The organism is Mesorhizobium sp. P2_E6 (genome assembly GCF_056403835.1).
In genome coordinates, this window is the sequence record NZ_JBFUEQ010000007.1 from 2501 (window position 1) to 24962 (window position 22462).

At 61.6% G+C, this 22462-nt stretch carries 19 protein-coding genes, 1 tRNA gene and 2 rRNA genes; 11 read left to right on the forward strand and 11 right to left on the reverse strand.

Translation table 11 applies throughout. The annotated features are described in order from the left end of the window. Positions 1 to 10 precede the first annotated feature (10 nt). The gene (locus AC1D08_RS18325; protein WP_477228969.1) at positions 11 to 355 is read right to left on the reverse strand and encodes a hypothetical protein; all 345 of its coding nucleotides are present in this window, start codon (positions 353 to 355) and stop codon (positions 11 to 13) included. Between AC1D08_RS18325 and AC1D08_RS18330 the strand changes: the two genes are divergently transcribed. The 3 genes from AC1D08_RS18330 (at position 350) to AC1D08_RS18340 (ending at position 3869) form a co-directional block, all read left to right on the forward strand. After that, positions 350 to 3208, forward strand: a 23S ribosomal RNA gene (locus AC1D08_RS18330). The two genes, AC1D08_RS18325 and AC1D08_RS18330, sit on opposite strands and share 6 nt — an antisense overlap. A gap of 299 nt (positions 3209 to 3507) precedes the next feature. Then, positions 3508 to 3622 (forward strand): 5S ribosomal RNA (gene rrf, locus AC1D08_RS18335). Positions 3623 to 3792: 170 nt separating this feature from the next. After that, positions 3793 to 3869: transfer RNA gene (locus tag AC1D08_RS18340), tRNA-Met, on the forward strand. Positions 3870 to 4155: 286 nt separating this feature from the next. Here AC1D08_RS18340 and AC1D08_RS18345 read toward each other — a convergent pair. Beyond that, positions 4156 to 5073 carry a LysR family transcriptional regulator gene (locus AC1D08_RS18345; protein WP_457151951.1) on the reverse strand — a complete coding sequence of 306 codons (918 nt, stop codon included), beginning with the start codon at positions 5071 to 5073 and terminating at the stop codon, positions 4156 to 4158. A gap of 142 nt (positions 5074 to 5215) precedes the next feature. Between AC1D08_RS18345 and AC1D08_RS18350 the strand changes: the two genes are divergently transcribed. After that, a complete protein-coding gene (locus tag AC1D08_RS18350) occupies positions 5216 to 5851 on the forward strand; it encodes a DsbA family protein (protein WP_457151950.1) in 636 nt (211 codons plus the stop codon). A 40-nt stretch (positions 5852 to 5891) separates the two neighbouring features. Then, positions 5892 to 6503 carry an NAD(P)-dependent oxidoreductase gene (locus tag AC1D08_RS18355; protein WP_457151949.1) on the forward strand — a complete coding sequence of 204 codons (612 nt, stop codon included), beginning with the start codon at positions 5892 to 5894 and terminating at the stop codon, positions 6501 to 6503. 75 nt (positions 6504 to 6578) lie between these two features. On the opposite strand, the gene AC1D08_RS18360 is transcribed toward AC1D08_RS18355, so the two are convergent. The 6 genes from AC1D08_RS18360 to AC1D08_RS18385 form a co-directional block, all read right to left on the reverse strand. Beyond that, positions 6579 to 7121 (reverse strand): L-2-amino-thiazoline-4-carboxylic acid hydrolase, encoded by a 543-nt coding sequence (locus tag AC1D08_RS18360; protein WP_457151948.1) that lies wholly within the window; start codon positions 7119 to 7121, stop codon positions 6579 to 6581. Positions 7122 to 7206: 85 nt separating this feature from the next. Further along, positions 7207 to 7983, reverse strand: a complete 777-nt coding sequence (locus tag AC1D08_RS18365) for an ATP-binding cassette domain-containing protein (RefSeq protein ID WP_457151947.1) — start codon at positions 7981 to 7983, stop codon at positions 7207 to 7209. Beyond that, positions 7980 to 8795, reverse strand: coding sequence for an ABC transporter ATP-binding protein (locus tag AC1D08_RS18370; RefSeq protein ID WP_457151946.1), 816 nt, complete (start codon positions 8793 to 8795; stop codon positions 7980 to 7982). The genes AC1D08_RS18365 and AC1D08_RS18370 overlap by 4 nt, the downstream gene beginning before the upstream one ends. Then, positions 8792 to 9622, reverse strand: coding sequence for an ABC transporter permease (locus AC1D08_RS18375; RefSeq protein WP_457151945.1), 831 nt, complete (start codon positions 9620 to 9622; stop codon positions 8792 to 8794). Before AC1D08_RS18375 ends, AC1D08_RS18370 begins: the two co-directional genes overlap by 4 nt. Next, complete coding sequence (locus tag AC1D08_RS18380) at positions 9619 to 10605, reverse strand: ABC transporter permease (RefSeq protein ID WP_457151944.1); 987 nt, start codon at positions 10603 to 10605, stop codon at positions 9619 to 9621. Before AC1D08_RS18380 ends, AC1D08_RS18375 begins: the two co-directional genes overlap by 4 nt. A 282-nt stretch (positions 10606 to 10887) precedes the next feature. After that, the gene (locus AC1D08_RS18385; protein WP_457151943.1) at positions 10888 to 12498 is read right to left on the reverse strand and encodes an ABC transporter substrate-binding protein; all 1611 of its coding nucleotides are present in this window, start codon (positions 12496 to 12498) and stop codon (positions 10888 to 10890) included. A gap of 371 nt (positions 12499 to 12869) precedes the next feature. Between AC1D08_RS18385 and AC1D08_RS18390 the strand changes: the two genes are divergently transcribed. After that, positions 12870 to 14060, forward strand: a complete 1191-nt coding sequence (locus AC1D08_RS18390) for a M24 family metallopeptidase (protein WP_457151942.1) — start codon at positions 12870 to 12872, stop codon at positions 14058 to 14060. Between the two features lie 27 nt (positions 14061 to 14087). On the opposite strand, the gene AC1D08_RS18395 is transcribed toward AC1D08_RS18390, so the two are convergent. From AC1D08_RS18395 to AC1D08_RS18405, 3 genes are read right to left on the reverse strand one after another with little or no spacing between them, the layout of a single operon-like run. Next, a complete protein-coding gene (locus AC1D08_RS18395) occupies positions 14088 to 14507 on the reverse strand; it encodes a cupin domain-containing protein (protein WP_457151941.1) in 420 nt (139 codons plus the stop codon). Between the two features lie 6 nt (positions 14508 to 14513). After that, entirely contained in the window at positions 14514 to 15368 is an 855-nt protein-coding gene (locus tag AC1D08_RS18400; RefSeq protein ID WP_477423710.1) for a phosphoenolpyruvate hydrolase family protein, read from the reverse strand. Between the two features lie 10 nt (positions 15369 to 15378). Beyond that, a complete protein-coding gene (locus AC1D08_RS18405; RefSeq protein ID WP_457154410.1) occupies positions 15379 to 16575 on the reverse strand; it encodes a Tm-1-like ATP-binding domain-containing protein in 1197 nt (398 codons plus the stop codon). A gap of 110 nt (positions 16576 to 16685) precedes the next feature. Here AC1D08_RS18405 and AC1D08_RS18410 point away from each other — a divergent pair, with 110 nt between their 5' ends. The 5 genes from AC1D08_RS18410 to AC1D08_RS18430 all read left to right on the forward strand — a co-directional run bounded on the left by AC1D08_RS18410 (position 16686) and on the right by AC1D08_RS18430 (position 22462). After that, positions 16686 to 17345 carry a TetR/AcrR family transcriptional regulator gene (locus tag AC1D08_RS18410; protein WP_457154412.1) on the forward strand — a complete coding sequence of 220 codons (660 nt, stop codon included), beginning with the start codon at positions 16686 to 16688 and terminating at the stop codon, positions 17343 to 17345. 440 nt (positions 17346 to 17785) lie between these two features. Then, positions 17786 to 18898, forward strand: coding sequence for an ABC transporter ATP-binding protein (locus AC1D08_RS18415; RefSeq protein ID WP_457154409.1), 1113 nt, complete (start codon positions 17786 to 17788; stop codon positions 18896 to 18898). A 46-nt stretch (positions 18899 to 18944) separates the two neighbouring features. Further along, a complete protein-coding gene (locus AC1D08_RS18420) occupies positions 18945 to 20378 on the forward strand; it encodes an ABC transporter substrate-binding protein (RefSeq protein WP_477227854.1) in 1434 nt (477 codons plus the stop codon). Positions 20379 to 20458: 80 nt separating this feature from the next. After that, positions 20459 to 21520 (forward strand): carbohydrate ABC transporter permease, encoded by a 1062-nt coding sequence (locus AC1D08_RS18425; RefSeq protein ID WP_010911632.1) that lies wholly within the window; start codon positions 20459 to 20461, stop codon positions 21518 to 21520. A gap of 3 nt (positions 21521 to 21523) precedes the next feature. Then, positions 21524 to 22462 (forward strand): carbohydrate ABC transporter permease, encoded by a 939-nt coding sequence (locus AC1D08_RS18430; RefSeq protein WP_095084794.1) that lies wholly within the window; start codon positions 21524 to 21526, stop codon positions 22460 to 22462.

The following is a 22462-nucleotide window of genomic DNA, read 5'->3' on the forward strand; positions in this document are numbered from 1 at the left end:
CGAGAAAAAGTCATTCGAAAAAAGATTTGCGGGAAGCTTTCTTGGCTTTCCCGCCTGTTCTGTTTGACATCGTAAAGAGAAGATTTGTTCGAACTTCATGAGCCCAAAAGGCTTGTGATTTGTCGCGGGAGACGCTCAATCTCCCGCATATGATGGGTTTGCCTAACCGCACCCTCGAACCGATCTCGAGAAGCTGGTCTTTTTGTGCCAATGACATCGGGCTAAATCCCGCACAGGATTTGGCCCATGCGACGATCCCTTCGGGGTCGCGCTGAAGCAGGATCCTTCGGGATTTGGCTGAAGCGACGATCTCTTCGAGGTCGCGCAGGTGGGCATTGGCAATGAGAACGATCAAGTGTCTTAAGGGCAATTGGTGGATGCCTTGGCATGCACAGGCGATGAAGGACGTGATACGCTGCGATAAGCTACGGGGAGGTGCGAATACCCTTTGATCCGTAGATTTCCGAATGGGGAAACCCACCTAAGGTACTTGGAAAATCAGAGCAGCAGGCCGGCGCGATCCCTTTGGGGGCGCGTTGGAGCGACAATCTCTTCGAGATTACGCTGATGCTGCTGTGGTTTCCGAGTATCGATAATAGGTAACTTACCCTGAATACATAGGGGTAAAGTGGCGAACGCGGGGAACTGAAACATCTAAGTACCCGTAGGAAAGGACATCAACCGAGACTCCGGAAGTAGCGGCGAGCGAACCCGGACCAGGCCAGTGGCGATGATGAGACAAGCGGAACCTTCTGGAAAGTAGGGCCATAGTGGGTGACAGTCCCGTACGCGTAATGCAAATCATCGTCCTCGAGTAAGGCGGGACACGTGAAATCCTGTCTGAAATTGGGGGGACCACCCTCCAAGCCTAAGTACTCGTGCATGACCGATAGCGAACTAGTACCGTGAGGGAAAGGTGAAAAGCACCCCGACAAGGGGAGTGAAAGAGTACCTGAAACCGATTGCCTACAAACAGTGGAAGCCCAAGGTTCGTCCTGGGTGACCACGTACCTTTTGTATAATGGGTCAGCGACTTAGTGTGACGAGCAAGCTTAAACCGCTAGGTGTAGGCGCAGCGAAAGCGAGTCTGAACAGGGCGTTCAGTTCGTCGCATTAGACCCGAAACCGAGTGATCTAGCCATGAGCAGGTTGAAGGTAAGGTAACACTTACTGGAGGACCGAACCCATAACTGTTGCAATAGTTCGGGATGACTTGTGGCTAGGGGTGAAAGGCCAATCAAACTCGGAAATAGCTGGTTCTCCGCGAAATCTATTTAGGTAGAGCGTCGACCGAATACCCCAGGGGGTAGAGCACTGGATGGGCTAGGGGTCCTCACCGGATTACCAAACCTAACCAAACTCCGAATACCTGGGAGTACTAGTCGGCAGACACACGGCGGGTGCTAACGTCCGTCGTGAAAAGGGAAACAACCCTGACCTACAGCTAAGGTCCCCAAGTTATGGCTAAGTGGGAAAGGATGTGAGGATCCCAAAACAACCAGGATGTTGGCTTAGAAGCAGCCATCATTTAAAGAAAGCGTAACAGCTCACTGGTCTAAATAAGGGTCTTTGCGCCGAAAATGTAACGGGGCTAAAGCCATACACCGAAGCTTAGGGTTCGTGAGCAATCACGAGCGGTAGCGGAGCGTTCTGTAAGCTGATGAAGCCATACCCGTGAGGGGTGGTGGAGGTATCAGAAGTGCGAATGCTGACATGAGTAACGTAAGGGGAGTGAGAGACTCCCCCGCCGAAAGACCAAGGGTTCCTGCTTAAAGCTAATCTGAGCAGGGTTAGCCGGCCCCTAAGACGAGGCGGAAACGCGTAGTCGATGGGAACCACGTTAATATTCGTGGGCTTGGAGGTAGTGACGGATCATTGAGGTAGTCCAATCTTATCGGATTGAACGGGCTGCTGCGTGGTTCCAGGAAATAGCTCCTCCTTATAAACCGTACCCGAAACCGACACTGGTGGTCTGGTAGAGTATACCAAGGCGCTTGAGAGAACTATGCTGAAGGAACTCGGCAAATTGCACGCGTAACTTCGGAAGAAGCGTGACCCTTTTCCACGCAAGTGGAGGAGGGTGGCACAGACCAGGGGGTAGCGACTGTTTATCAAAAACACAGGGCTCTGCGAAGTCGCAAGACGACGTATAGGGTCTGACGCCTGCCCGGTGCTGGAAGGTTAAGAGGAGGGGTGCAAGCTCTGAATCGAAGCCCCAGTAAACGGCGGCCGTAACTATAACGGTCCTAAGGTAGCGAAATTCCTTGTCGGGTAAGTTCCGACCTGCACGAATGGCGTAACGACTTCCCCGCTGTCTCCAGCATAGACTCAGTGAAATTGAATTCCCCGTGAAGATGCGGGGTTCCTGCGGTTAGACGGAAAGACCCCGTGCACCTTTACTATAGCTTTACATTGGCATTCGTAGTGGCATGTGTAGGATAGGTGGTAGGCTTTGAAACCTGGGCGCCAGCTCAGGTGGAGCCACCCTTGAAATACCACCCTTATTACTATGGATGTCTAACCGCGGCCCGTTATCCGGGTCCGGGACAATGTATGGTGGGTAGTTTGACTGGGGCGGTCGCCTCCTAAAGAGTAACGGAGGCGCGCGATGGTGGGCTCAGAACGGTCGGAAATCGTTCGCTGAGTGCAATGGCATAAGCCTGCCTGACTGCGAGACTGACAAGTCGAGCAGAGACGAAAGTCGGTCATAGTGATCCGGTGGTCCCGCGTGGAAGGGCCATCGCTCAACGAATAAAAGGTACGCCGGGGATAACAGGCTGATGACCCCCAAGAGTCCATATCGACGGGGTTGTTTGGCACCTCGATGTCGACTCATCGCATCCTGGGGCTGGAGCAGGTCCCAAGGGTATGGCTGTTCGCCATTTAAAGCGGTACGTGAGTTGGGTTCAGAACGTCGTGAGACAGTTCGGTCCCTATCTGCCGTGGGTGTAGGAATATTGAAAGGATCTGTCCCTAGTACGAGAGGACCGGGATGGACGGATCTCTGGTGGACCTGTTGTGGCGCCAGCCGCATAGCAGGGTAGCTATATCCGGACGGGATAACCGCTGAAGGCATCTAAGCGGGAAACCCACCTTAAAACGAGTATTCCCTGAGAACCGTGGAAGACGACCACGTTGATAGGCCGGGTGTGGAAGAGCGGCAACGCTTGAAGCTTACCGGTACTAATAGTTCGATCGGCTTGATCGTTCTCATTCCTTATGCCCATCTCGGCGCAATCCAAAGGATTGTCGCCAGAAGTCAGATGGTTTGTTCTTACTCACGCTTGTTCCGCCCTGCGGGCGGCGCTACGTGGGTGCGGCGCATCGGCGCCGACGGTCGGTCGACCTTGCGAAGCTTCGCTTCGAAGGGCCAGACCCCAAGAACAGCCAGGCACAAAAAAGACCAGCGAACAGCTCCGAGACGGCCAAAAAATAGGTAATCCCTATTGGCTACTCACTAATAGCTATTCGCTCAAAAGCTTCTCGAAACAACGTGCGTTTTGCCGACCTGGTGGTTATGGCGGAGCGGCTGCACCCGATCCCATTCCGAACTCGGCCGTGAAACGCTCCAGCGCTGATGGTACTTCGTCTCAAGACGCGGGAGAGTAGGTCGCTGCCAGGTCTGCCAAACGCACGTTGATCTCACATCCAAATCGGATGCAGAGAAATCTTCTCTTTATGAACAGGCCCGCCAACGGGATCACGGGCCGCGTAAGCGGCCCTTTCATTTGGTGAGGCATCTACCTATCTGTAGGCCATCCCTATCGTAGGCTTGCGCTTACTTCTAGTTGACGCGGGGTGGAGCAGCCCGGTAGCTCGTCAGGCTCATAACCTGAAGGTCACAGGTTCAAATCCTGTCCCCGCAACCAAATTAAGACAGCCCGGCCAAGCCCGGGCTGTTTTTGTATCTGGCCGACCGTGGCCATGGATTCGAACCCCTCAGGGCCCGCAAGGAACCAAGCCGACGCAGCAGGACAAATAAGACAAAGCCCGTTCCAGCAACCAAACGCCCGCCTGGCCAAAAGCCGGCGGGCGTTGCGCGTTTGGGACGCCTCGCCGTCGATTCTCCCATCAATGTAAGTTGTCTCTGACGTTTCCATGCGGCGGAAATTGCCCATCTGTTGCAGCGTCCTGCAACAGGTCGCCGAATAGGCGTCACGCCATGGTGCGGCCGCGCGATCGGTTTTTCTCGGCCGCCGCGAGCAAGTCGACGAAGGCGCGCACCTTGGCGGGCCGGAACCGGGCCGGCGGAAAGACGGCATGGATGCCGCCGGTGGGTAAGCTCCAGTCGGTAAACACCGGCACCAGCCGTCCCTCGGCGATATCATCGCTGACGCTGTAGTCGGGAAATACGCCCAGTCCGATGCCGGCGAGCACGCAGGCAAGGGCGGCGGGGCTCTTGTCGCACATGATGATCGGATTGAGTTCGGTCAAAACCGTTTCACCATCCCTGGAAAACAGCCATTGGCCGATGCCGCGCAGCTGGGCGTTGCCGACCCAGGCCAGCGATCTTGCCTGGCGCGGGCTGACGTCGGGCGGCAGGCTTGCCGCGAAGGCGGGGTTCGCCACCACGGTCTGCCGTATCGTGCCCAGGCGGCGCGCCTGGTTGGAGGAATCGGCGAGCCAGCCGACGCGGATGCCGAGATCGATCTGCTCGTCCACCAGATTGCTCACCGCGTCATCGAAGATCGCCTCGACGCGCATATGCGGATAGGTCTTCAGATAGGCGGCCATGACCGGGGCCACGATCTTGGTGCCGTAGTCGAGCGGCGCGGTTAGCCTCAGCGTCCCGCTCGGCTCGACCGCTCCGTGCGAAATTTCGCCATAGGCCGCCTCTGCCTCCCGCAGGATGATCATCGCGCGATCATAAAAGAGGCGACCTTCTTCGGTTGGCGTGACGCGCCGTGTGGTGCGCTGAAGCAGCGTTGCGCCCAGTTCCTCCTCGAGCTTGCCGATCTGGTGACTGACGACGGCCTTGGCTACACCAAGCCGGTCAGCCGCTGCGGTGAACGAGCCGGTTTCCATCACCGTGGTGAAGTAGGCGAGCCGATTGAGGTTCAGAAGTTCGGCCAAAGCGACAGCCTTTTTGTCTGATCAGATCAGACAGTTTGTATTATTGGACGCTGTTTATCGCAAGGCTGTCGCCTGTCATGGATGCGCCAACACATTCGACCGGTCGGTGGCCGGCATTTCCGCACCAAGGATGGCAGCGATCTTGAGCAATTCAGAAGTGACCTACCTCTTCGATCCGCTCTGCGGCTGGTGCTATGGCGCCACCCCGATGCTGGACAGGCTGTCGGCCGGCGGCGTGTGCGTCGAGCTGCTGCCGACCGGCTTGTTCTCGGGTGCCGGCGCGCGTCCGATGGATGAAGGTTTTGCCGCCCACGCCTGGGCGAACGATCAGCGCATCGAGCGGCTCACCGGACAGAAGTTCACGCAGGCCTATCAACGCAACGTCCTCAATGTCCGCGGCACCTTGCTGGACTCCCACGCCGCCACACTCGGCATCAGTGCTGCCGGCCTGGAAGATCCCAGCCGCCGGCTTTTCGCGCTGAAGACGATCCAGCGCGCGCGCTATGTCGACGGCCGCGATATCGTGACGATCGACGGCGTTGCCCAGGTGCTCGCCGCCGCCGGCATGAAGAGCGCCGGCGACCTGCTGAAGGCGCCGACGGAAGAGCTGATGACGGCCCACCGCGAGTTGGTCGGCCGTGGCCGCGCGCTGTTCCAGCGCCTGCATGCCGATGGCGTGCCCGCTCTGGCGGTCATGCGCAACGACGCGCCCCGACTCATCGGATCGAATGCATTGTTCGGCAGCTTCGACAACCTCGTCGCCCACATCGCGGCGTGATCCATCCACCAGCAATCTCCAACAAGGAAACGGAAAAGACATGGCAAAAGTCGCTCTCATCGGCGCATCAGGCGCTGTCGGTTCGCGCCTTCTCAGGGAACTCTCCGATCGCGGCCACACGGTCACCGGCATTGCCCGTAACCCGGAAAGGATCGCGGCGCTGCCGGGCGTGACAGCCAGGAAGGGCGATGTCTTCGACAAGGAAGGCCTCGCTAACCTGATCCGCGGCCATGATGTGGTGATCAGCGCCGTGCATTTTCTGGACAGTGATGCCGACGCGCTGATCGCTGCCGTGCGCGCCTCCGGCGTGAAGCGCTATCTCATTGTCGGCGGTGCCGGCAGTCTCGAAGTCGCACCCGGCAAGCGTCTGGTCGATACACCGGAATTCCCGGCGATCTACAAGGCTGAAGCGCAGAAGGGCGCGGACTTCCTGGACAGGCTGAAGACCGTCGGTGACCTCGACTGGACGTTCCTGTCGCCGTCCGCCATGTTCATTCCCGGCGAGCGCACCGGCCAATTCCGCCTCGGCAAGGACACGCTTCTTGCTTCGGACAAGGGCAGCAGCATTTCGTTCGAGGACTACGCCATCGTCATGGTCGACGAGATCGAGAACCCGGCCCACGTCAGGCAGCGCTTCACCGTCGGCTACTGATCGAACGAAGGTTCAACCAAGCCCGGCCGATCTTGTCAGGCTTCTTTCGAACAGCGTCGGCGTTGCCGACGTCCTTCAGTTCGATGAGGCGCGTCGAGCATCGTCTGCCTCCTGATCGCCCGCCCTGTTGGTCAGCGCGATGTGGCAGCAGCCGGAGCCGTGGCCCGGCGTCCAGGTGACGTTGTCGAAACGCACACCAGTCGCCTCGAACAGGCCGCGGTCGAAGGCGCCGGCAATACGGCAGAGCGTGGCAAGTTTCTCGTCACCGAGCCCGGCCTCGACCCAGGCGTCCTTCAGCGGGCAGCGTCTGACCTTGAAGGCGATGCGGTTATCGCTGCGTTCGACATCGGTCGGATACATGCGGCCGCCGTCAGGGCTGATGGCCAGGAAGGCTTCGCCGATCGCGCGTGCATCGTTGGCGCCGAAGCTGGCGAAGGCGGCTGCAGCCACTTCCTTGCCGCGCTGTTCGATGGCGCGGATCATGATCGCTTCGGCTCGTTCTGCGCCAAGCTCTCCAGTCAGTTCTTCGAGGAACAGACGATAAAGATCGGCGCGGTTGCGAAAGGCGGAATCGAGTTCGCGCGACAGTCTTTCGGCTCTGGCTTCGGGGTCGGTCATGTTGCGTCCTGGTCTGTTGTTCGACCATTGTCTTGTCCCGAAAACCGGATTTCGGTTTTCACCGGCGCCGTCCTTCGGTTCGGGGTCATGGTCGGGTCCTGTTCAATCTTGGCGCGGCCGCCACCAGTGCCTTGCCGATGCTAGATTGCGGCGCGTCGATGACGGTCCGGGCATCGCCGCACTCGGCAATTTGGCCGGCTTCGAGGAGGACAACACGGTGGGCGATCGCCCGGACGACGCCGAGATCATGTGAAATGAAGACATAGGCGATCCGTTCCTGGCGTTGCAGGTCGAGCAGCAATTCGAGGATCTGCCCACGCACCGAGACGTCCAGCGCCGACACTGCCTCGTCCAGCACGATCAGCGACGGCTTAGTCGCGATGGCGCGAGCGATGGCGACGCGCTGGCGCTGGCCGCCGGAGATTTCATGGATGGCGCGCGGGGCGACATCAGCGGTCAGCCCGACGCGCTCCAGCAAGGCGGCGATGCGGCGCGGGCGCTCGGCGCGAGCGGCGATGCCATGGATGCGCAAGGGGTCGTCGAGCACACGCGCCACCGTGGCGCGCGGGTTGAAGGCGGCAAGCGGGTCCTGGAACACCATCTGCAGGCGGGCGCGTCGCACCCGGAGTGCTGCGCCACTCAAAGCCAGGAAATCATTGCCTTCGAATTCGATACGGCCTGCATCCGGTTCGATCAGCCGCAGCACCAGCCGCGCGATCGTCGACTTGCCGCTGCCGGACGGTCCTGCCAGCGCCAGCGTTTCGCCGGGGTCGATGTGAAAGGAGACATCGTCGACGGCGGCAATGGTCTTGCCGCCGCGACGGTAGCTCTTGGTGAGGTTGGAAACCGTGAGCAAGCTCATGCGTCGAGCCCGGCTCGGTTGAGCAGCGGCGCGGCGTCGAGGCCGATATGGGCATCGAGCAGCATGCGAGTATAGGCTTGGGTTGGCGCACCAACGATCTGTGCCGTCATTCCGAGCTCGAGCAGTTCACCATGACGGAACACGGCAATCCGTTCGGCAAGCTCGGCCGCTAGCGCGATGTCGTGGCTGATGAACAGCAGCGTCATGCCGTCCTCTGTCACCAGCCGCCGGATCAAAGCGACGATCTCGGCCTGCACGATGGCGTCGAGCGCGCTGGTCGCCTCGTCGGCGATCAGCAATTTCGGACCCGCCGCAATCGCGGCGGCGATCGCCACTCGCTGCTTCTGGCCGCCGGAGAGTTGATGCGGGAAGGCCTGTAGGGCCGAGTCTGGGTCCGGCAGGCGGACGCGTTCAAGCAGGCTCTTTGCCTTCGCGTACGCCTGCGGCCATGTCAGGCCGAGATGGGTGTACGCCACTTCCGCGATCTGCTCGCCGACAGTCATGACGGGATCGAGGCTGGCGGACGGATCCTGGAAGACGAAGCCGATGTCGCGGCCGCCGAGGGGTGCCTTGGCACCAGAGGATGGCGTCGATGGCAAGAGCCAGCCGATGCGGCCTTCAATTCGAGAAGACTGCGGCATCAGGCCGGCAATCGCCAATGCCAGCGTGCTCTTGCCCGAACCGCTTTCGCCGATGATGGCCAGGCGTTCGCCAGCGACGATGTCGAGGTTGATGGTCTTCAGCGCAGCGACCTCGTTGCCGTCGCGGCGGTAGGTCACCGTCAGGTCGCGGATCGAAGCCAGTGCGGTCACGACAGGCCTCTTCTTACGGCTGTCGTTTCGACGATGCCTTCACCGGCGAGATAGACACCCAGTACCGTCAGCACCAGTGCAATGCCCGGGACGATCGACAGGAAGGGCGCGGTGCGCAGCACGGCGCGGCCTTCGGCGATCATGCCGCCCCAGGTCACCCTGTTGGGATCGCCCAGGCCAAGGAAGGACAAGGCTGCCTCGGTGAGGATTGCGGCGGCGACGATCACCGAGGACATGGCCAGCACCGGCGGCAAGGCGTTGGGCAGAACTTCGCGAAAAGCGATCGCCAGCGGATGCATGCCGATGACCCTGGCACCGGCAACATAATCGCGCTCCCGAATGGAGAGGACCTCGGCGCGGGCGACACGTGCCGGGCCAGGCCATGTGCCGAGCGCGATGGCAATCACGACGATGCCGAGCGACGGTCCAACGACGCTGACGAAGGCCAGCGCCAGCAGGAAGCCAGGCACGGTCTGGAAAGCGTCGGTGATGCGCATCAGCACCTCGTCGACGAGGCCACCGGCAAAGCCGGCCAGCGTGCCAACCACAGAGCCTATGGCGAGCGCTGTCGCCGCTGCCGCCAGCCCGACGGCGAGCGAGGTGCGGGCGCCGTGGAACAGCTCGGCCAGCACGTCACGGCCAAGCCGGTCGGTGCCGAGCGGCAGCGACCAGTCCTGAAATGGCGGCAGCAGTGCCGGCCCGGCGATGGCTTGCGGGTCTCCGGGAAACAGCAGCGGTGCCGACAGCGCCATGGCAATCAGCGCCGCCAGGAGGATGGCGTCGGCGACAGCCTCGGGTGTGCGCAGAAAACGTCTGACGGGGCTCATGTGCCGGCCTCGCCGGCGCCGACGCGCGGATCGAGAAAGGCATAGGCGATGTCGACGAGCAGGTTGATGACGATGACCAGGACGGCGCTGGTGAGGATAATCCCGAGCAGTAGCGGGGTGTCCCGCGCGGCCACCGCTTCCTGCGCCAGCCGGCCGAGGCCGGGCACGGAAAAGACGCTCTCGATGACCACGCTGCCGCCGAGCATCTGCGCCGATTGCAGCCCGAGCATGGTGACCAGTGGCAAGAGTGCGTTGCGGGCAACGTGGGCGAGGACGATGCGGCGGCGGGACAGCCCCTTGGCGCGGGCGGCCAGCACAAAATCTTGCCGCCAGACTTCTGCCATGCCGGCACGCATCATGCGCAGATAGAGCGCCAGATAGATGAAGCCTAGCGCCGAAACCGGCAGGACGAGGTGAATGGCGATGTCGGCGACACGGTCGAAGCCGGTCTTGTCCGACGCCAGGGTTTCGATGCCGCCGATCGGCAACCAGCGCAGGTCGACGGCAAAGACGACGATCAGCACCAGGCCGAGCCAGAAACCAGGCACGGCATAGAGCGCCAGCGAGCCGATCGACAGCAAGCGGTCGCGGACGCTGCCGGGTCTGGCGCCGGCGTAGATGCCGAGCGCCGAACCCAGCCCGAAAGAGAGCGCAGTGGCGCTGACCATCAGCAGCAGCGTGGTGGGCAACCGCTCGAGGATCATGTCGCGGATCGGCCGGGAGAACGTCACCGACTGGCCGAGATCGAGATGCAGGAGCGCCCAGAGATAGTTGGCCAGCCGTGTCAGCTCCGACTGATCGAGGCCCCAGCGATGACGCAGGAGTTCGATCATGCCGGCGTCGCCGCCGGTGGAGACGATGTAGGCGTCGACCGCATCGCCGGGCGCTGCTTCGAGCAGCAGGAAGGTGCCGACAACGACGATCAGCAGCACGAAGATGCTGCCGACCAGGCGACGACGGAGGAGAATGAGGGCGCGGGTCATGGGGATGACATGACGCCGTGCCGATTGAGAGAAGTGCGGTGTCTAGGCACCCCCCTCTGTCCTGCCGGACATCTCCCCCGCAAGGGGGGAGATTGGATGTCACCTCTGCTTTCGCCAATCTCCGATGTGGTCACGCAGAAAAAGAACCGCCGTCTGCGAAACCGCCGATCTCCCCCCTTGCGGGGGAGATGTCCGGTAGGACAGAGGGGGGTGTGAAGGAACGCGGCCTTCGGCCGTGTTTCAACACCGATTTCACCGCGAACTTTCATCCGCGCGACTGTGTCACGATTCCAGATAGGTGTCCGCCCAGTTCGACACCGCCCAGCGCGGGTTGTTGGCAATGTTGCCGACGGTGTCGCGCGCGACGCTGATGAAGCTCCATTCGGCGACGTTGATCAGCGGCAGGTCGGCGGCCACCTGTTTCTGGAATTCTTTGTAGAGGTCGGTGCGGGCAGCTGTGTCGAGCGTCTCGGATGCCTTGGCGATTAAGGCATCGAGCGCATCGTTCTTGTAGCCACCCTGGTTGGAGAACGGCACGCCGTCTGGAATGCCGCTCTGCACCAGGATGGTGGTCGAGATCGCCGGGTCGCCGCGGAACACCGACGGGCCGACCGCGAGGTCGAAGGCGTGGTCGGTGTAGACGGCCTTGATGTGCGCGGCCGAGTCGTTGTTCACCAGCTGGGCATCGATGCCGATGGCGGCGAGCGCCTGGCGCAGATAGTCGCCGAACTGCTTGGTCTCGTTGAAATAGGGCGCCGGCAAAAGCTTCAGCGAGAAGCGGTTGCCGTCGGCGCCTCGTCTGTAACCGGCCTCGTCGAGCAGCACATTGGCCTTGGCGACGTCGAAGGCATAGGTCGGCACGTCAGCGGTGTAGAATTGCGGATCGTTCTTTGGCACCGGACCGGTGGCGGTGGCGGCATAGCCGAGGAACACCGTCTTGACGACGAAATCCTTGTCGATGGCATGCGCGATCGCCTGGCGCACCTTGAGGTCGGCCAGCTCCTTGCGGCGATGGTTGATCTCGACGACGAGCTGATAGGTCAACCCCTCATAGCCCTTGGAGATCACCTTGAGGCCCGGCACCTTGGAGATGCGGTCGAGGTCAGCCAGCGGCACGGCGGAAAAGGCGGCGAGCTGGATCTCTTCGGCTTCCAGTGCACTCGCCGCCGACGTGCGGTCGGGCAGCACCTGATAGATGATCTCGTCGAGATAGGGCTCGTCCTTGCCCCAGTAATCCGTGTTCTTCGTCAGCCGGTAGTACTGGCCAGCCTTGTATTCGCCGAATTTGAACGGCCCGGTGCCGATCGGCGCGTTGTTGGCCGGGTTGTCCTCGATCTTGCCCACCTCGTAGATGTGCTTCGGCACGACGCTGCTCAGTGCCGGCAGCGCGTTGCGGATCAGCTGGAACGGGGTCGGCTTGGCGAATTTGAACACGGCGGTGAGATCATCCGGCGTGTCGACGGCGGCGAGATCCTTGAACACGGTACGGCCGAGATTCTGCAGAGGCTTCCATACCTGCAACGCCGAGAAGGCGACATCGGCCGAGGTGAACGGCTTGCCGTCATGCCATTTGACGCCATCGCGCAGTTTGAACGTGGCGGAGAGCCCGTCGGCAGCGCCTTCCCAGCTCAAGGCCAGCCGCGGCGCAAGCCCGTCCTTGCCGTCGAAGGAGGCTTCAGCCAGCGTTTCGACGATCTTGCTGGAGATGAAGAAGACGCCGTTGGAGGCGACGATCGCCGGGTTGAGGTTGCGCGGCTCGGAATCGGCGGCAAGCACCAGGCGCCCACCCTTCTTCGGCGTCTGCGCCCAGCCGAATGTCGGCATGGCGGTGGAGGCCAGCAGCATTGCCGAGCTGGCAAGCATCTGGCGTCTGGAAATCGTGAAACCTGACATGATCGAACTCCGTCCTCTCCGCAACCCAACCGGGTGCGCCAATCCCCTCGAACGCCGGCGAGCCCGCCAGCGTCCTTGCGGTGGCGATTATGAGCCTTGCCGAGGGTTTCGCCAGAGACGGAATTGGCGCATCCTTGCTTGGCTTTGAAATTTTCGTCCGCTGGACCAGTTTGGAGGAGCGGTTCAATTCGATCGATCTGGTAGGACCAGATTCTGTTGAATGCGCTGACATAACGATATGGTGAGTTTGAAGCAGGCCATTTCGCGTGTTTCTGGCTAGACCAGAGCGAGCGAAATGGTGCAGATTTGATCCACAGCCAAGGGATCGGGAGCAAACGGCCGGCGATCTCGGGCAATTCAGGGAGAGAGAGATGAACATTGCTCAGGGCAAGAGTGCCGTCAGCAATATCCCGTTCGACCAGGCAAGGGTCGACCGGCTGATGGAGGAGGCAGGCATCGATGTGCTGCTGGCGACCTCCAAGCACAACACGCAGTATTTGCTGGGCGGCTACAAGTTCATCTTCTTCGCCGCCATGGATGCGATCGGCCACAGCCGCTATTTGCCTGTCGTCATCTATGAGAAGGGCGGACCCGATCATGCCGCCTATATCGGCAACCGCATGGAAGGCGCCGAGCACCAGAACAACCCGTTCTGGACACCGACCCTGCACGCCGCCTGCTGGGGCACGCTCGATGCTGCCAATCTCGCCGTCGAGCACCTGCGGAAGATCGGCAAAACGGGCGCCCGCATCGGCATCGAGCCGAGCTTCCTGCCATCGGATGCCTACACGCTGATCCGCAAGGCATTGCCGGACGCCAAGCTGATCGATGCGACAGCCATGCTGGAGAGCATGCGCGCCATCAAGACCGATGCAGAGCTGGAGAAGCTGCGCACCGCTTCCGAACTGATCACCGATTCCATGCTGGCCACAATCGCCTGGGCGGGCGAAGGCACGACCAAGACCGACATCATCGAGCAGCTTCGGCGCGAAGAGACCAATCGCGGCGCGCATTTCGAATATTGCCTGCTGACGCTGGGCTCCAGCCATAACCGCGCCGCTTCACCGCAGGCGTGGAAGAAGGGCGAGGTGCTGTCGATCGATTCCGGCGGCAACTATCACGGCTATATCGGCGACCTCTGCCGGATGGGCATTCTGGGCGAACCGGATGCCGAACTCGAAGACCTGCTGGCCGAGGTCGAGACAGTGCAAAAGGCGGCGTTCTCCAAGGTCAGGGCGGGCACGCTTGGCGGCGACATGATTTCGCACGCCGAGGGTGTGCTGAAGGCCTCGAAGGTCGCGGCCTATACGGATTTCTTCGCCCACGGCATGGGGCTGATCACGCACGAAGCGCCGTTCCTGATGACCAACCATCCGGTGACCTATGAAGGCACCTACGCGGCCAAGCCGCTGGAAAAGAACATGGTGCTATCAGTCGAGACGACCATGCTTCACCCGACGCGGGGGTTCATCAAGCTGGAGGATACACTGGCGGTGACGGACACCGGCTATGTGATGTTCGGCGACCGGGGCCGGGGATGGAACAGGGGTGGCGCTTCATAGGCGGATGGCAGGTGCTGTCCGGAAAACCTATTTGTCGCCCGGCGGCAGCAGCCTGAAATCCGGCAGCTCGCGCAGCACCAGTTCCGGCCCGGCTGGTGAATAAACGACGAAAAGCTGCATTGGCCCATCGCCGGTGTTGAGCGTCGAGTGGAAGCGGCTTTCGGGCACGTAGATGGTGCAGCCGGGGCCGACCTTCTCGACCACCGGATTGCCCTTCTCGTCCTCGACCATCTGCTCGCCGTTGCCTGAGATGACGAAGATGATTTCCTCCGCGCCCGGATGGTTGTGGCGTGTGTGGCCCTTGCCGGAGGGCAGGTCGACGACTCCGCCGGAAAAGCGCGTCGCGCCATTCACTTCAGGGGCCACCGTCAACGCCAGCCTGCCCCAGTCGAAGCCGAAGGCGCTGACGTCCTTGGGGTAGACAAACATCTTGCTCTTGTCGGTCATCTCTCATCATCCCTTCTTTTTCTTCTGGTCATGAAGCGAGACGGCCTTGAAATCAGCCGTCTGTTTGGCGATCGCGGCCTCCGCCGGCAGCCGTTCCATCGAGCTTGCGCCATAGAAGCCGTGCAGGCCCTTGCAGCGGTCGAGGATATAGCGCGCGTCATCCGGCATCGAGATCGGCCCGCCATGGCAAAGCAGGATGACATCCTTGCGCACCGAACGGGCCGCGTTGGCAATGGCATCGATCTCGACAACGCAGTCGTCGAGCGACTTGGCCGAGGTGGCGCCGATCGAGCCGCCGGTCGTCACCCCCATATGGGCGACGACGATGTCGGCACCGGCCCTTGTCATGGCGCGGGCCTCATCGGGGTTGAAGACATAGGGCGTGGTCAGCAGGTCGAGCTTATGCGCCTCGGCGATCATCTCGACCTCGAGCCCAAAACCCATGCCGGTCTCCTCGAAGCTTTGCCGCATCTGACCGTCGAACAAGCCGATGGTGGGAAAGTTCTGCACGCCGGAAAAGCCCATCGTCTTCAGCTCGGCGAGAAGCAGCGGCATGATGACGAACGGGTCGGTGCCGTTGACGCCGGCCAGCACCGGCGTCTTCTTGACCACCGGCAGCACCTCATAGGCCATCTCCTTGACGATCTCGTTGGCATTGCCATAGGCGAGCAGGCCGGCGGCCGAGCCACGCCCGGCCATGCGGTAGCGGCCGGAATTGTAGATGATGATGAGGTCGATGCCGCCGGCCTCCTCGGCCTTGGCCGACAGGCCGGTGCCGGCGCCGCCGCCGACGATCAGCACGCCCTTTTCGATCATTGCCCTGAACTTCTTCAGTATGTCCTTGCGCGGTATGGCGGGCATGTCCTGGATCTCACTGTCTGGCGATGTCGAGAAAGGCCGCAACCGCGGCCTCGGCGAATTCGGGGTCGTTGATGTGCAGCGGCAGGCGCGTGACGCGGCGCATGTCGTTCGGCTGGATGGTGCGCTCGACGGCTTCGAACAGAACGGCGTCGGCCTCTGGATCGAAGAAAGCACCGCCTTCGATGTCGAGCGCCGAGACACCTTTTTCCGGAATGAGGACATGCACCGGCCCCTCGCAGAGGGCGAGCCTGGTGCCGATCCATTCGCCGATTGCGCGGCACTCCTGCGCCGTGGTGCGCATCAGCGTGACGTTCGGATTGTGTTCGTACACCAACCGTCCGCGATAATGTTCCGGGATCGTCGACGGCGCCCAGAAGTTGACCATGTCGAGCGCGCCGACCGAGCCGACATAGGGCAGCCCGGTGCGGGCGATCGCACCGAAACGATCCTCGGTCGCCGGCAGCACGCCGCCGAACAGCAGGTCGCAGACCTCCGTCGTGGTGATGTCGATGACCCCCGACAACAGGCCGCTGTCGGCCAGCTTCTCCATGCTGCGGCCGCCGGTGCCGGTGGCGTGGAAGACCATGCAGTCATAGGTCGAGCGAAGCTGGTCGGCGATGGCGGTCACGCAAGGGGTGGTAACGCCGAACATGGTGAGGCCGATCGACGGTTTGCCATCGGCCGGCGGCGCCGGCCTGGCCGCCATGCCTGATATGGCCAGGGCGGCGTTGTGCAGGACGACACGGGAAATCCGGTTCAGCCCGGCCATGTCGGTCACCGATGGCATCATGACGATGTCGGAGACATCGACATAGGGCGCGGTGTCGCCGGAAGCGAGCGTCGAGACCATGATCTTGGGCAGGCCGAGCGGTAGGGCACGCATGCCAGAGGTGATGATCGAGGTGCCGCCGCCGCCGCCAATGCCGATCATGGCGGCGATGTCGTTTCGCGATTGGACAAAGCGGGCGAAGGCGATGCCCATGGCGGCGACCGCGGCGCCACGGTCATTGCCGCCGAGCACGGCGTCACGACCGCCGGGGTGATGGCCGGCAATGTCTTTCGCTGGGATGTCCACCGCGACGGTTGGGTCGCGCGTCCCGACATCGACGCGCGAAACGGCGGCGCCCGTGGCGGCTATCGCATCCGCCAGGAAGGCGAGTTCCTCGCCCTTGGTGTCAGCCGTGCCCACCACATAGATGCGCTTCATTGCGTTCCCCAATCCAGGCCGGCGCAATGCTGCGCCCCACCGCTCATTGCCCGGCCGCTCGACGATGCGAAGGTCATTGCAAATTTTTGAGACGCGCGTATCGTATTGACATGGATGTCTCACGTCAACAATCGACAGCAGGCGAAGACGCCGAGCGGGGTAGCGGCCAGGCGCTGGAGCGTGGGCCTCGCGCGCGCACGAAACGGCTTATCCTGGAGACGGCGACAAGGCTGATGCAGGCGGGCGTCACGCCGTCGGTCAGCGAGGTTGCCGAAGCGGCAGAAGTTTCCCGCGCCACCGCCTATCGCTATTTCCCGAGCCAGGCGGCGCTGGTCCACGCGGTGGTCGACGAAGGGCTAGGCCCGATACTCGAGTGGCGATCCGATTCGTCCGATGCCGAACGCCGCGTGGCGGAGTTGATAGACAGCGCGATGCCGCGCATCGAGGCCTTCGAGGCAACGTTCAAGGCAGCCCTGAAATTGTCGCTGGACCAATGGGCGCGCGAGCAGGCAGGCACGCTGGGCGGCGAGCCACCCTTCACCCGTGGCCATCGCATGGACCTGCTGGAGGATGCGCTTGCGCCACTGAGGGGCGAGCTGCCGCCGCGCGAATTCGAGCGCCTGGCGCAGGCGCTGTCGCTGATTTTCGGCGTCGAACTGCTGATTGTGCTGAAGGACATCTGGGGCCTGGACAGCGGCAAGACCCTGGCCGTCGCCCGGTGGGCGGCCTCAGCGCTGGTGCGCCAGGCGCGACTCCGGACGCCATCCTGACCAGGGGTGGTGGCGGCGTGAGTTGGGCATGGAGGAGGGCTGGACCAAGGCGGATGCAGGATATGAGACTTTCTCCCGACGCGGACCGGATTGGGGGGTCGTCGAGGGCAATCCGGGGCGGTCGCCGCGGTAGCTCGGAGCGAATCTGGTTCGACCAGATTTGAAGGTCGGCGATTTCAGTGATTTTGGGGATTGGCGTTTTGCGAACGGGATGAAGGTGGAGAATTGCCAAAAATGAAGGAAATACCAACATATAGCGGACGTTTTCAGCTTATTTCGGTGACGGCAAATTTTAAGAAAGCGCTTGACGAGCATCTTAAATTGGTAATACCAGATTAGGAAAGAAAAGGCGGATCGGGAATGACAGCCGCAGTCCATTTCGGCAGGGCGAGGAGGATCACACGGATGGCGCGTGTTCCGTCCGCACGAGGTGGCACATCGTGACGCAGACGTCGCCTCGCGCCAGTGCCGGCAAGGGGATTGCGCTGCGCCTCGATGGGCTCAGCAAAGCCTATGGATCCGTGCGCGCCATCAACGACCTGAGCTTCGCCGTCGACGAAGGCCGCTTCTTCGTACTCTTCGGGCCGAGCTCGGTTGGCAAGACGACGACGCTGCGCACTATCGCCGGCCTCGTCCAGGCCGACTCCGGCACGCTTGAGATCGGCGGCCGCGACATGACCCATGCGCCGATCGCCGGCCGCGGCATCTCGATGGTCTTCCAGTCTTTCGCGCTTTACCCCCACCTCACGGTCTACGACAATCTCGCCTATCCGCTGCGCGAGGAGAAAGTCGCGCGCGCCGAGATCGACAAGCGGGTGAAAGAGACCGCCGAGATCCTGAAGCTGACACACCGCCTGAAGGCCAAGCCGGCAACCCTGTCCGGCGGAGAGCAGCAGCGCGTCGCGCTCGGCCGCTCCCTGATCCGCCGGCCAAAGATTCTTCTCCTCGATGAGCCGCTCACCAATCTCGACGCCAAGCTTCGGCACGAGACGCGCGCCGAGCTGAAGCGGCTGCACCGCCAGTTCGGCATGACCGTGATCTATGCCACGCCCGACGAGCTCGAGGCTCTCTCGATGGGCGAGACGATCGCCGTCATGCGCGATGGCGGCATCGTCCAGATCGGCACGCCGGACGAGCTTTACGAGCAGCCGATCCATACCTATGTCGCCAGCAAGATCGGCTCGCCGCACATGAATCTGTTCACGGCCTCGGTGCGCGCCGACACCAGGTCTTTCGACACGCCGCTCGGGACACTGGTTCCGGCGACGGCGCCAAAGACTGCCGATGCCGGCGAGGCCGCGCTGATCGGCATTCGCCCGAGCGACATTCGGCTCGCCGCCAAGGGCGAAGCCGGGGTTGCCTCGAAGGTGCATCTGGTCGAACCGCTCGGCGACATCACGATCGTCTCGGTCGAGGCCGGCGGCGAGATGTTGCGCATGGTGCTGCCGGAAGCGATCGCCGCCAGCATCAGGACCGGCGATTCGGCATCGATCGCCATCGATAACAGGAAAATCCACGTCTTCCGCGCCGTGAGCGGCCAGGCAATGACCTGACGCGAACGGCGAGAAGCAATCCGGTTAACCAAGGGAGGAAACGCGAATGACGGCGATGACCAAAGTGAAAGGGCTAGCGACAGCCGCAAGCTTCGCTGCCACGCTACTGGTGGGAGGCGTGACCTATGCCTCTGCCGAAGAAGTGACGTTGACGATGGCGGTGCCGGATTGGCCCCCGACCCGCATTATGAAAAAGTTCTTCGACGAGCAGTACAAGCCCAAGTCTGGCAATACCGTGAAGCTCGATGTCGACTTCATTCCGTGGCCGGATTTCTACACCCGCGTCAACGCCTCGTTGACCTCGGGCGAAAAGAAGTACAACTTCATCGTGTCGGACTCGCAGTGGCTGGGCGCCTTCGTCGAAGGCGGCTACTTCCGCAAGATCAACGATCTCATCGATGCCGACCCGGAACTCAAGGCGGCAATGGAGTCGATGCATCCCGCCGTGCTCAACGCCTACTCGACCTATCCCAACAGCACGCCGAACTACTACGGCTTCCCGCAGTTCCCGGACGTGCTGGTCACCTACGGCCGCAAGGACGTGCTCTGCAACGACGACGAGCAGGCCGCCTTCAAGGCGAAGTACAATGAGAAGCTGCCCTGCACCGGCGAAGAAATCGACGCCATGGACTGGAACACGTTCGAGCATGTTGGCGAATTCTTCCAGCGCAAGAAGGGCGACAAGCTCGCCGGCCAGGTGCTGGATGACGATTTCTACGGCATTGCCTATCAGGCAGGCAAAGGCTACGACTTCTCGACGAGCTCGGTCCACACGTTCGTCTGGGAGCATGGCGGCGGCATCTGGGATGAAACCAAGGCCCCGACCGGACATGCCGAAGGCGTCGTAAACTCCCCGAAGTCCATCGAGGGCATGGAGCATTTCCTCAAATTGCTGAAGTACATGCCGCCGGTGGTCAAGACCGGCACCATGGACATCTTCGTCTCGGACCAGTTGTTCCGTGAAGGCAAGGTGGCCATGAACATCGACTGGATCGGTCTCGGCGAAGCCTCGCTCGATCCCAAGACGTCGAAGGTTGCCGACAAGCTGGTGTTCGGATTGGCGCCAGGCCTGCGCGGCCCCGACGGAAAGGTGAATCGTACGTCACAGATCGGCGGACAGCCTTTCGTTCTCACCACCTGGACGACGCCTGAGCAAATCAAGGAAGCGGTGGGCTTCGTGAAGTGGTGGCTCTCGCCCGATATCCAGCACCAGTTCGCCGCCGCCGGCGGCCAGTCCGCGATCAAGTCGGTCTACAGCGATCCGAAATACGTGACCTATCGTCCGTGGGACCGCGCCTGGGCGAACTCGCTCGACTGGCAGAAGGACATGTGGCACGTGCCGCAGTTCTTCGAACTGCTCACCCAGCAGCAGGATCAGTACGACCTAGCCATCACTGGCAAGCAGGACGCCAAGACCACCCTGGATAACATCGCCAAGTTCCAGGAGGACCTCCTGAAGAACGCTGGCCTTATCCAGTAACCTTCCAACATAGCTGCGGGGAGCGGGCAAAAGCCGCTCCCCATCATTGCCACGTCAGGCGCTCCATATTTCGGACTCTCATGACCGCTGTTTCAAGCACGCTGCTGACACCACGCCTTACCGCGGTTGTTGCCCACAACTGGAAACTCGCCATCGCTGTCGCTGTCGTCGTGTCGGCCATATCAATGGCGGGCTTGCCGGCGGCTGTCTCCTTCTGGGTGGTGGGCGCCGCGGCGGCGTTGGTCGCGGCCGCATTTACCGTCAACGCGTATCGCCGCCACTACTTCGGCGCCCTGCTGGTCGCTCCGGCAATCGCCGTTCTGTTTGTGATGAATATCTTCCCCCTACTGTGGTCGCTGGGCCTTTCGTTCTTCGCCTACCAGGCAAACCAGCAGACGATCCGCTTCGTCGGACTCGGGAACTACGTCCGGATCCTTACCAACGATCTCGCTGCTCACGCGACTTGGGGCGCGCTGATCAATACCGCCATGTTCGTCGTGTTCACCGTCTCCGCGCAGATGATCGTCGGCTTTCTGCTGGCCATCCTGTTCGCCAAGCAATTTCCGCTGCGCAAGTATTTGTTGATCCTGGTGCTGACACCGATGATGCTTTCGGTTGTCGCCTCTGGCGTGTTCTTCACCTACTACTATGACCCGACATTCGGGATTCTCAGCTACGTCATCAATTCCATCTCCGGCAACCAGTTCATCCTGATGAGCAACAAAGTCGGTGCCGTGGCGGGAATCGTTTTCGCCGACGCATGGATGTGGTCGCCCTTCGTCATGCTCCTTGTGCTGGCGGGCCTCGTCTCGGTGCCGAAATACCTTTACGAGGCCGCTGCCATCGACCGTATTTCCAGCTGGCGGCAATTCTGGATGATCACCTTCCCCTACATCCGCGGCCTTCTGATGTTGGCCCTTCTCTTCCGCACCATCGAGGCATTCAAGCTGGCGGATCTCGTCATCCTCCTCACCAAGGGCGGCAACGACACACTGACGATCTCCTATCACTTGATCCGCATCGCCAACGAGCAGAACAAGACGAGTGAGGGCGCGGCGATCTCCTATCTGATGCTGTTCATGGTGATCGTTCTCACCAACCTCTACCTGTACCTCGCAAACCGCCGTACGAAGGGAGCCTGACCCGTGGCCGAATCGATATTGGGAAAGCTCGGCTTCGGCAGGGCCAGCGGAGTAGACAAGGCCGGCTGGGGGCGGACGCTCGCCGTGGCCGTCGTCGCCTTTATCTATTTTCTGCCGGTGCTGTTCATCATATTCACCGCCTTCAAACCGCAGGGCGACGCGCTCCTGGTGCCTCCGACGCTGTCGCCCACGTCGCTGTTCGGCTTGATTCCGGACCATTTTGTATTCAAGCCCACGCTCGAAAATTTTGGGTCCGTCTTTTCCCGCTCGATGACGCCGGACGGTGCCCCGGAAGCGACAGGATTCGACCGTTATTTCTTCAACTCGATCTTCATCGCCTCGGCGTCGGTGCTGCTGGCGCTGGTCATCGGCACCCTGGCGGCCTTCGGCTTCTCGCGCTATCCGCTGAAAGGCAATGACACCTACCTGTTCATCATCCTGACCACGCGCATGCTGCCGGCGATTGTGGTGATCATTCCGGTGATCCTGATGTTCCGCGTAGTGGGCCTGTCGGGCTCGTATCTCGGCATCATCATGCTCTACACCGCCTTCAACCTGGCCTTCACCATCTGGATGATGAAGAGCTTCTTCGATGAATTGTCGCCAGACGTCGAGGATGCCGCCCGCATCGACGGATCGTCCGGAATGCGGGTGTTCTTCAAGATTTGCCTGCCCCAGGTCATTGCCGGGCTCGCCGCCACGTTCGTGTTCGGCCTGATCCTCACCTGGAACGAGTTCCTCTTCGCCCTGTTGCTCTCGGGGCCTGACACGAGAACGGTCCCGGTCGCCATGAACCAGGCCGTGTCGTCGGGTGGACGCGGCACCGACTGGACTTTGCTTGCCGCCATCGAAACCCTGTTCCTCGTCCCAGTCTTTCTGGTCACCTTCTTCTTGCAAAACCATCTGTTGCGCGGCGTTACCTTCGGCACCGTGAAGCGCTGA

Coding starts and splice junctions, on each gene's coding strand:
- AC1D08_RS18425 (WP_010911632.1), top strand. CDS start 20,459: ATGACCGCTGTTTCAAGCACGCTGCTGACACCACGCCTTACCGCGGTT.
- AC1D08_RS18365 (WP_457151947.1), bottom strand. CDS start 7,983: ATGAGCTTGCTCACGGTTTCCAACCTCACCAAGAGCTACCGTCGCGGC.
- AC1D08_RS18380 (WP_457151944.1), bottom strand. CDS start 10,605: ATGACCCGCGCCCTCATTCTCCTCCGTCGTCGCCTGGTCGGCAGCATC.
- AC1D08_RS18420 (WP_477227854.1), top strand. CDS start 18,945: ATGACGGCGATGACCAAAGTGAAAGGGCTAGCGACAGCCGCAAGCTTC.
- AC1D08_RS18385 (WP_457151943.1), bottom strand. CDS start 12,498: ATGTCAGGTTTCACGATTTCCAGACGCCAGATGCTTGCCAGCTCGGCA.
- AC1D08_RS18375 (WP_457151945.1), bottom strand. CDS start 9,622: ATGAGCCCCGTCAGACGTTTTCTGCGCACACCCGAGGCTGTCGCCGAC.
- AC1D08_RS18390 (WP_457151942.1), top strand. CDS start 12,870: ATGAACATTGCTCAGGGCAAGAGTGCCGTCAGCAATATCCCGTTCGAC.
- AC1D08_RS18360 (WP_457151948.1), bottom strand. CDS start 7,121: ATGACCGACCCCGAAGCCAGAGCCGAAAGACTGTCGCGCGAACTCGAT.
- AC1D08_RS18410 (WP_457154412.1), top strand. CDS start 16,686: ATGGATGTCTCACGTCAACAATCGACAGCAGGCGAAGACGCCGAGCGG.
- AC1D08_RS18355 (WP_457151949.1), top strand. CDS start 5,892: ATGGCAAAAGTCGCTCTCATCGGCGCATCAGGCGCTGTCGGTTCGCGC.
- AC1D08_RS18395 (WP_457151941.1), bottom strand. CDS start 14,507: ATGACCGACAAGAGCAAGATGTTTGTCTACCCCAAGGACGTCAGCGCC.
- AC1D08_RS18405 (WP_457154410.1), bottom strand. CDS start 16,575: ATGAAGCGCATCTATGTGGTGGGCACGGCTGACACCAAGGGCGAGGAA.
- AC1D08_RS18400 (WP_477423710.1), bottom strand. CDS start 15,368: ATGCCCGCCATACCGCGCAAGGACATACTGAAGAAGTTCAGGGCAATG.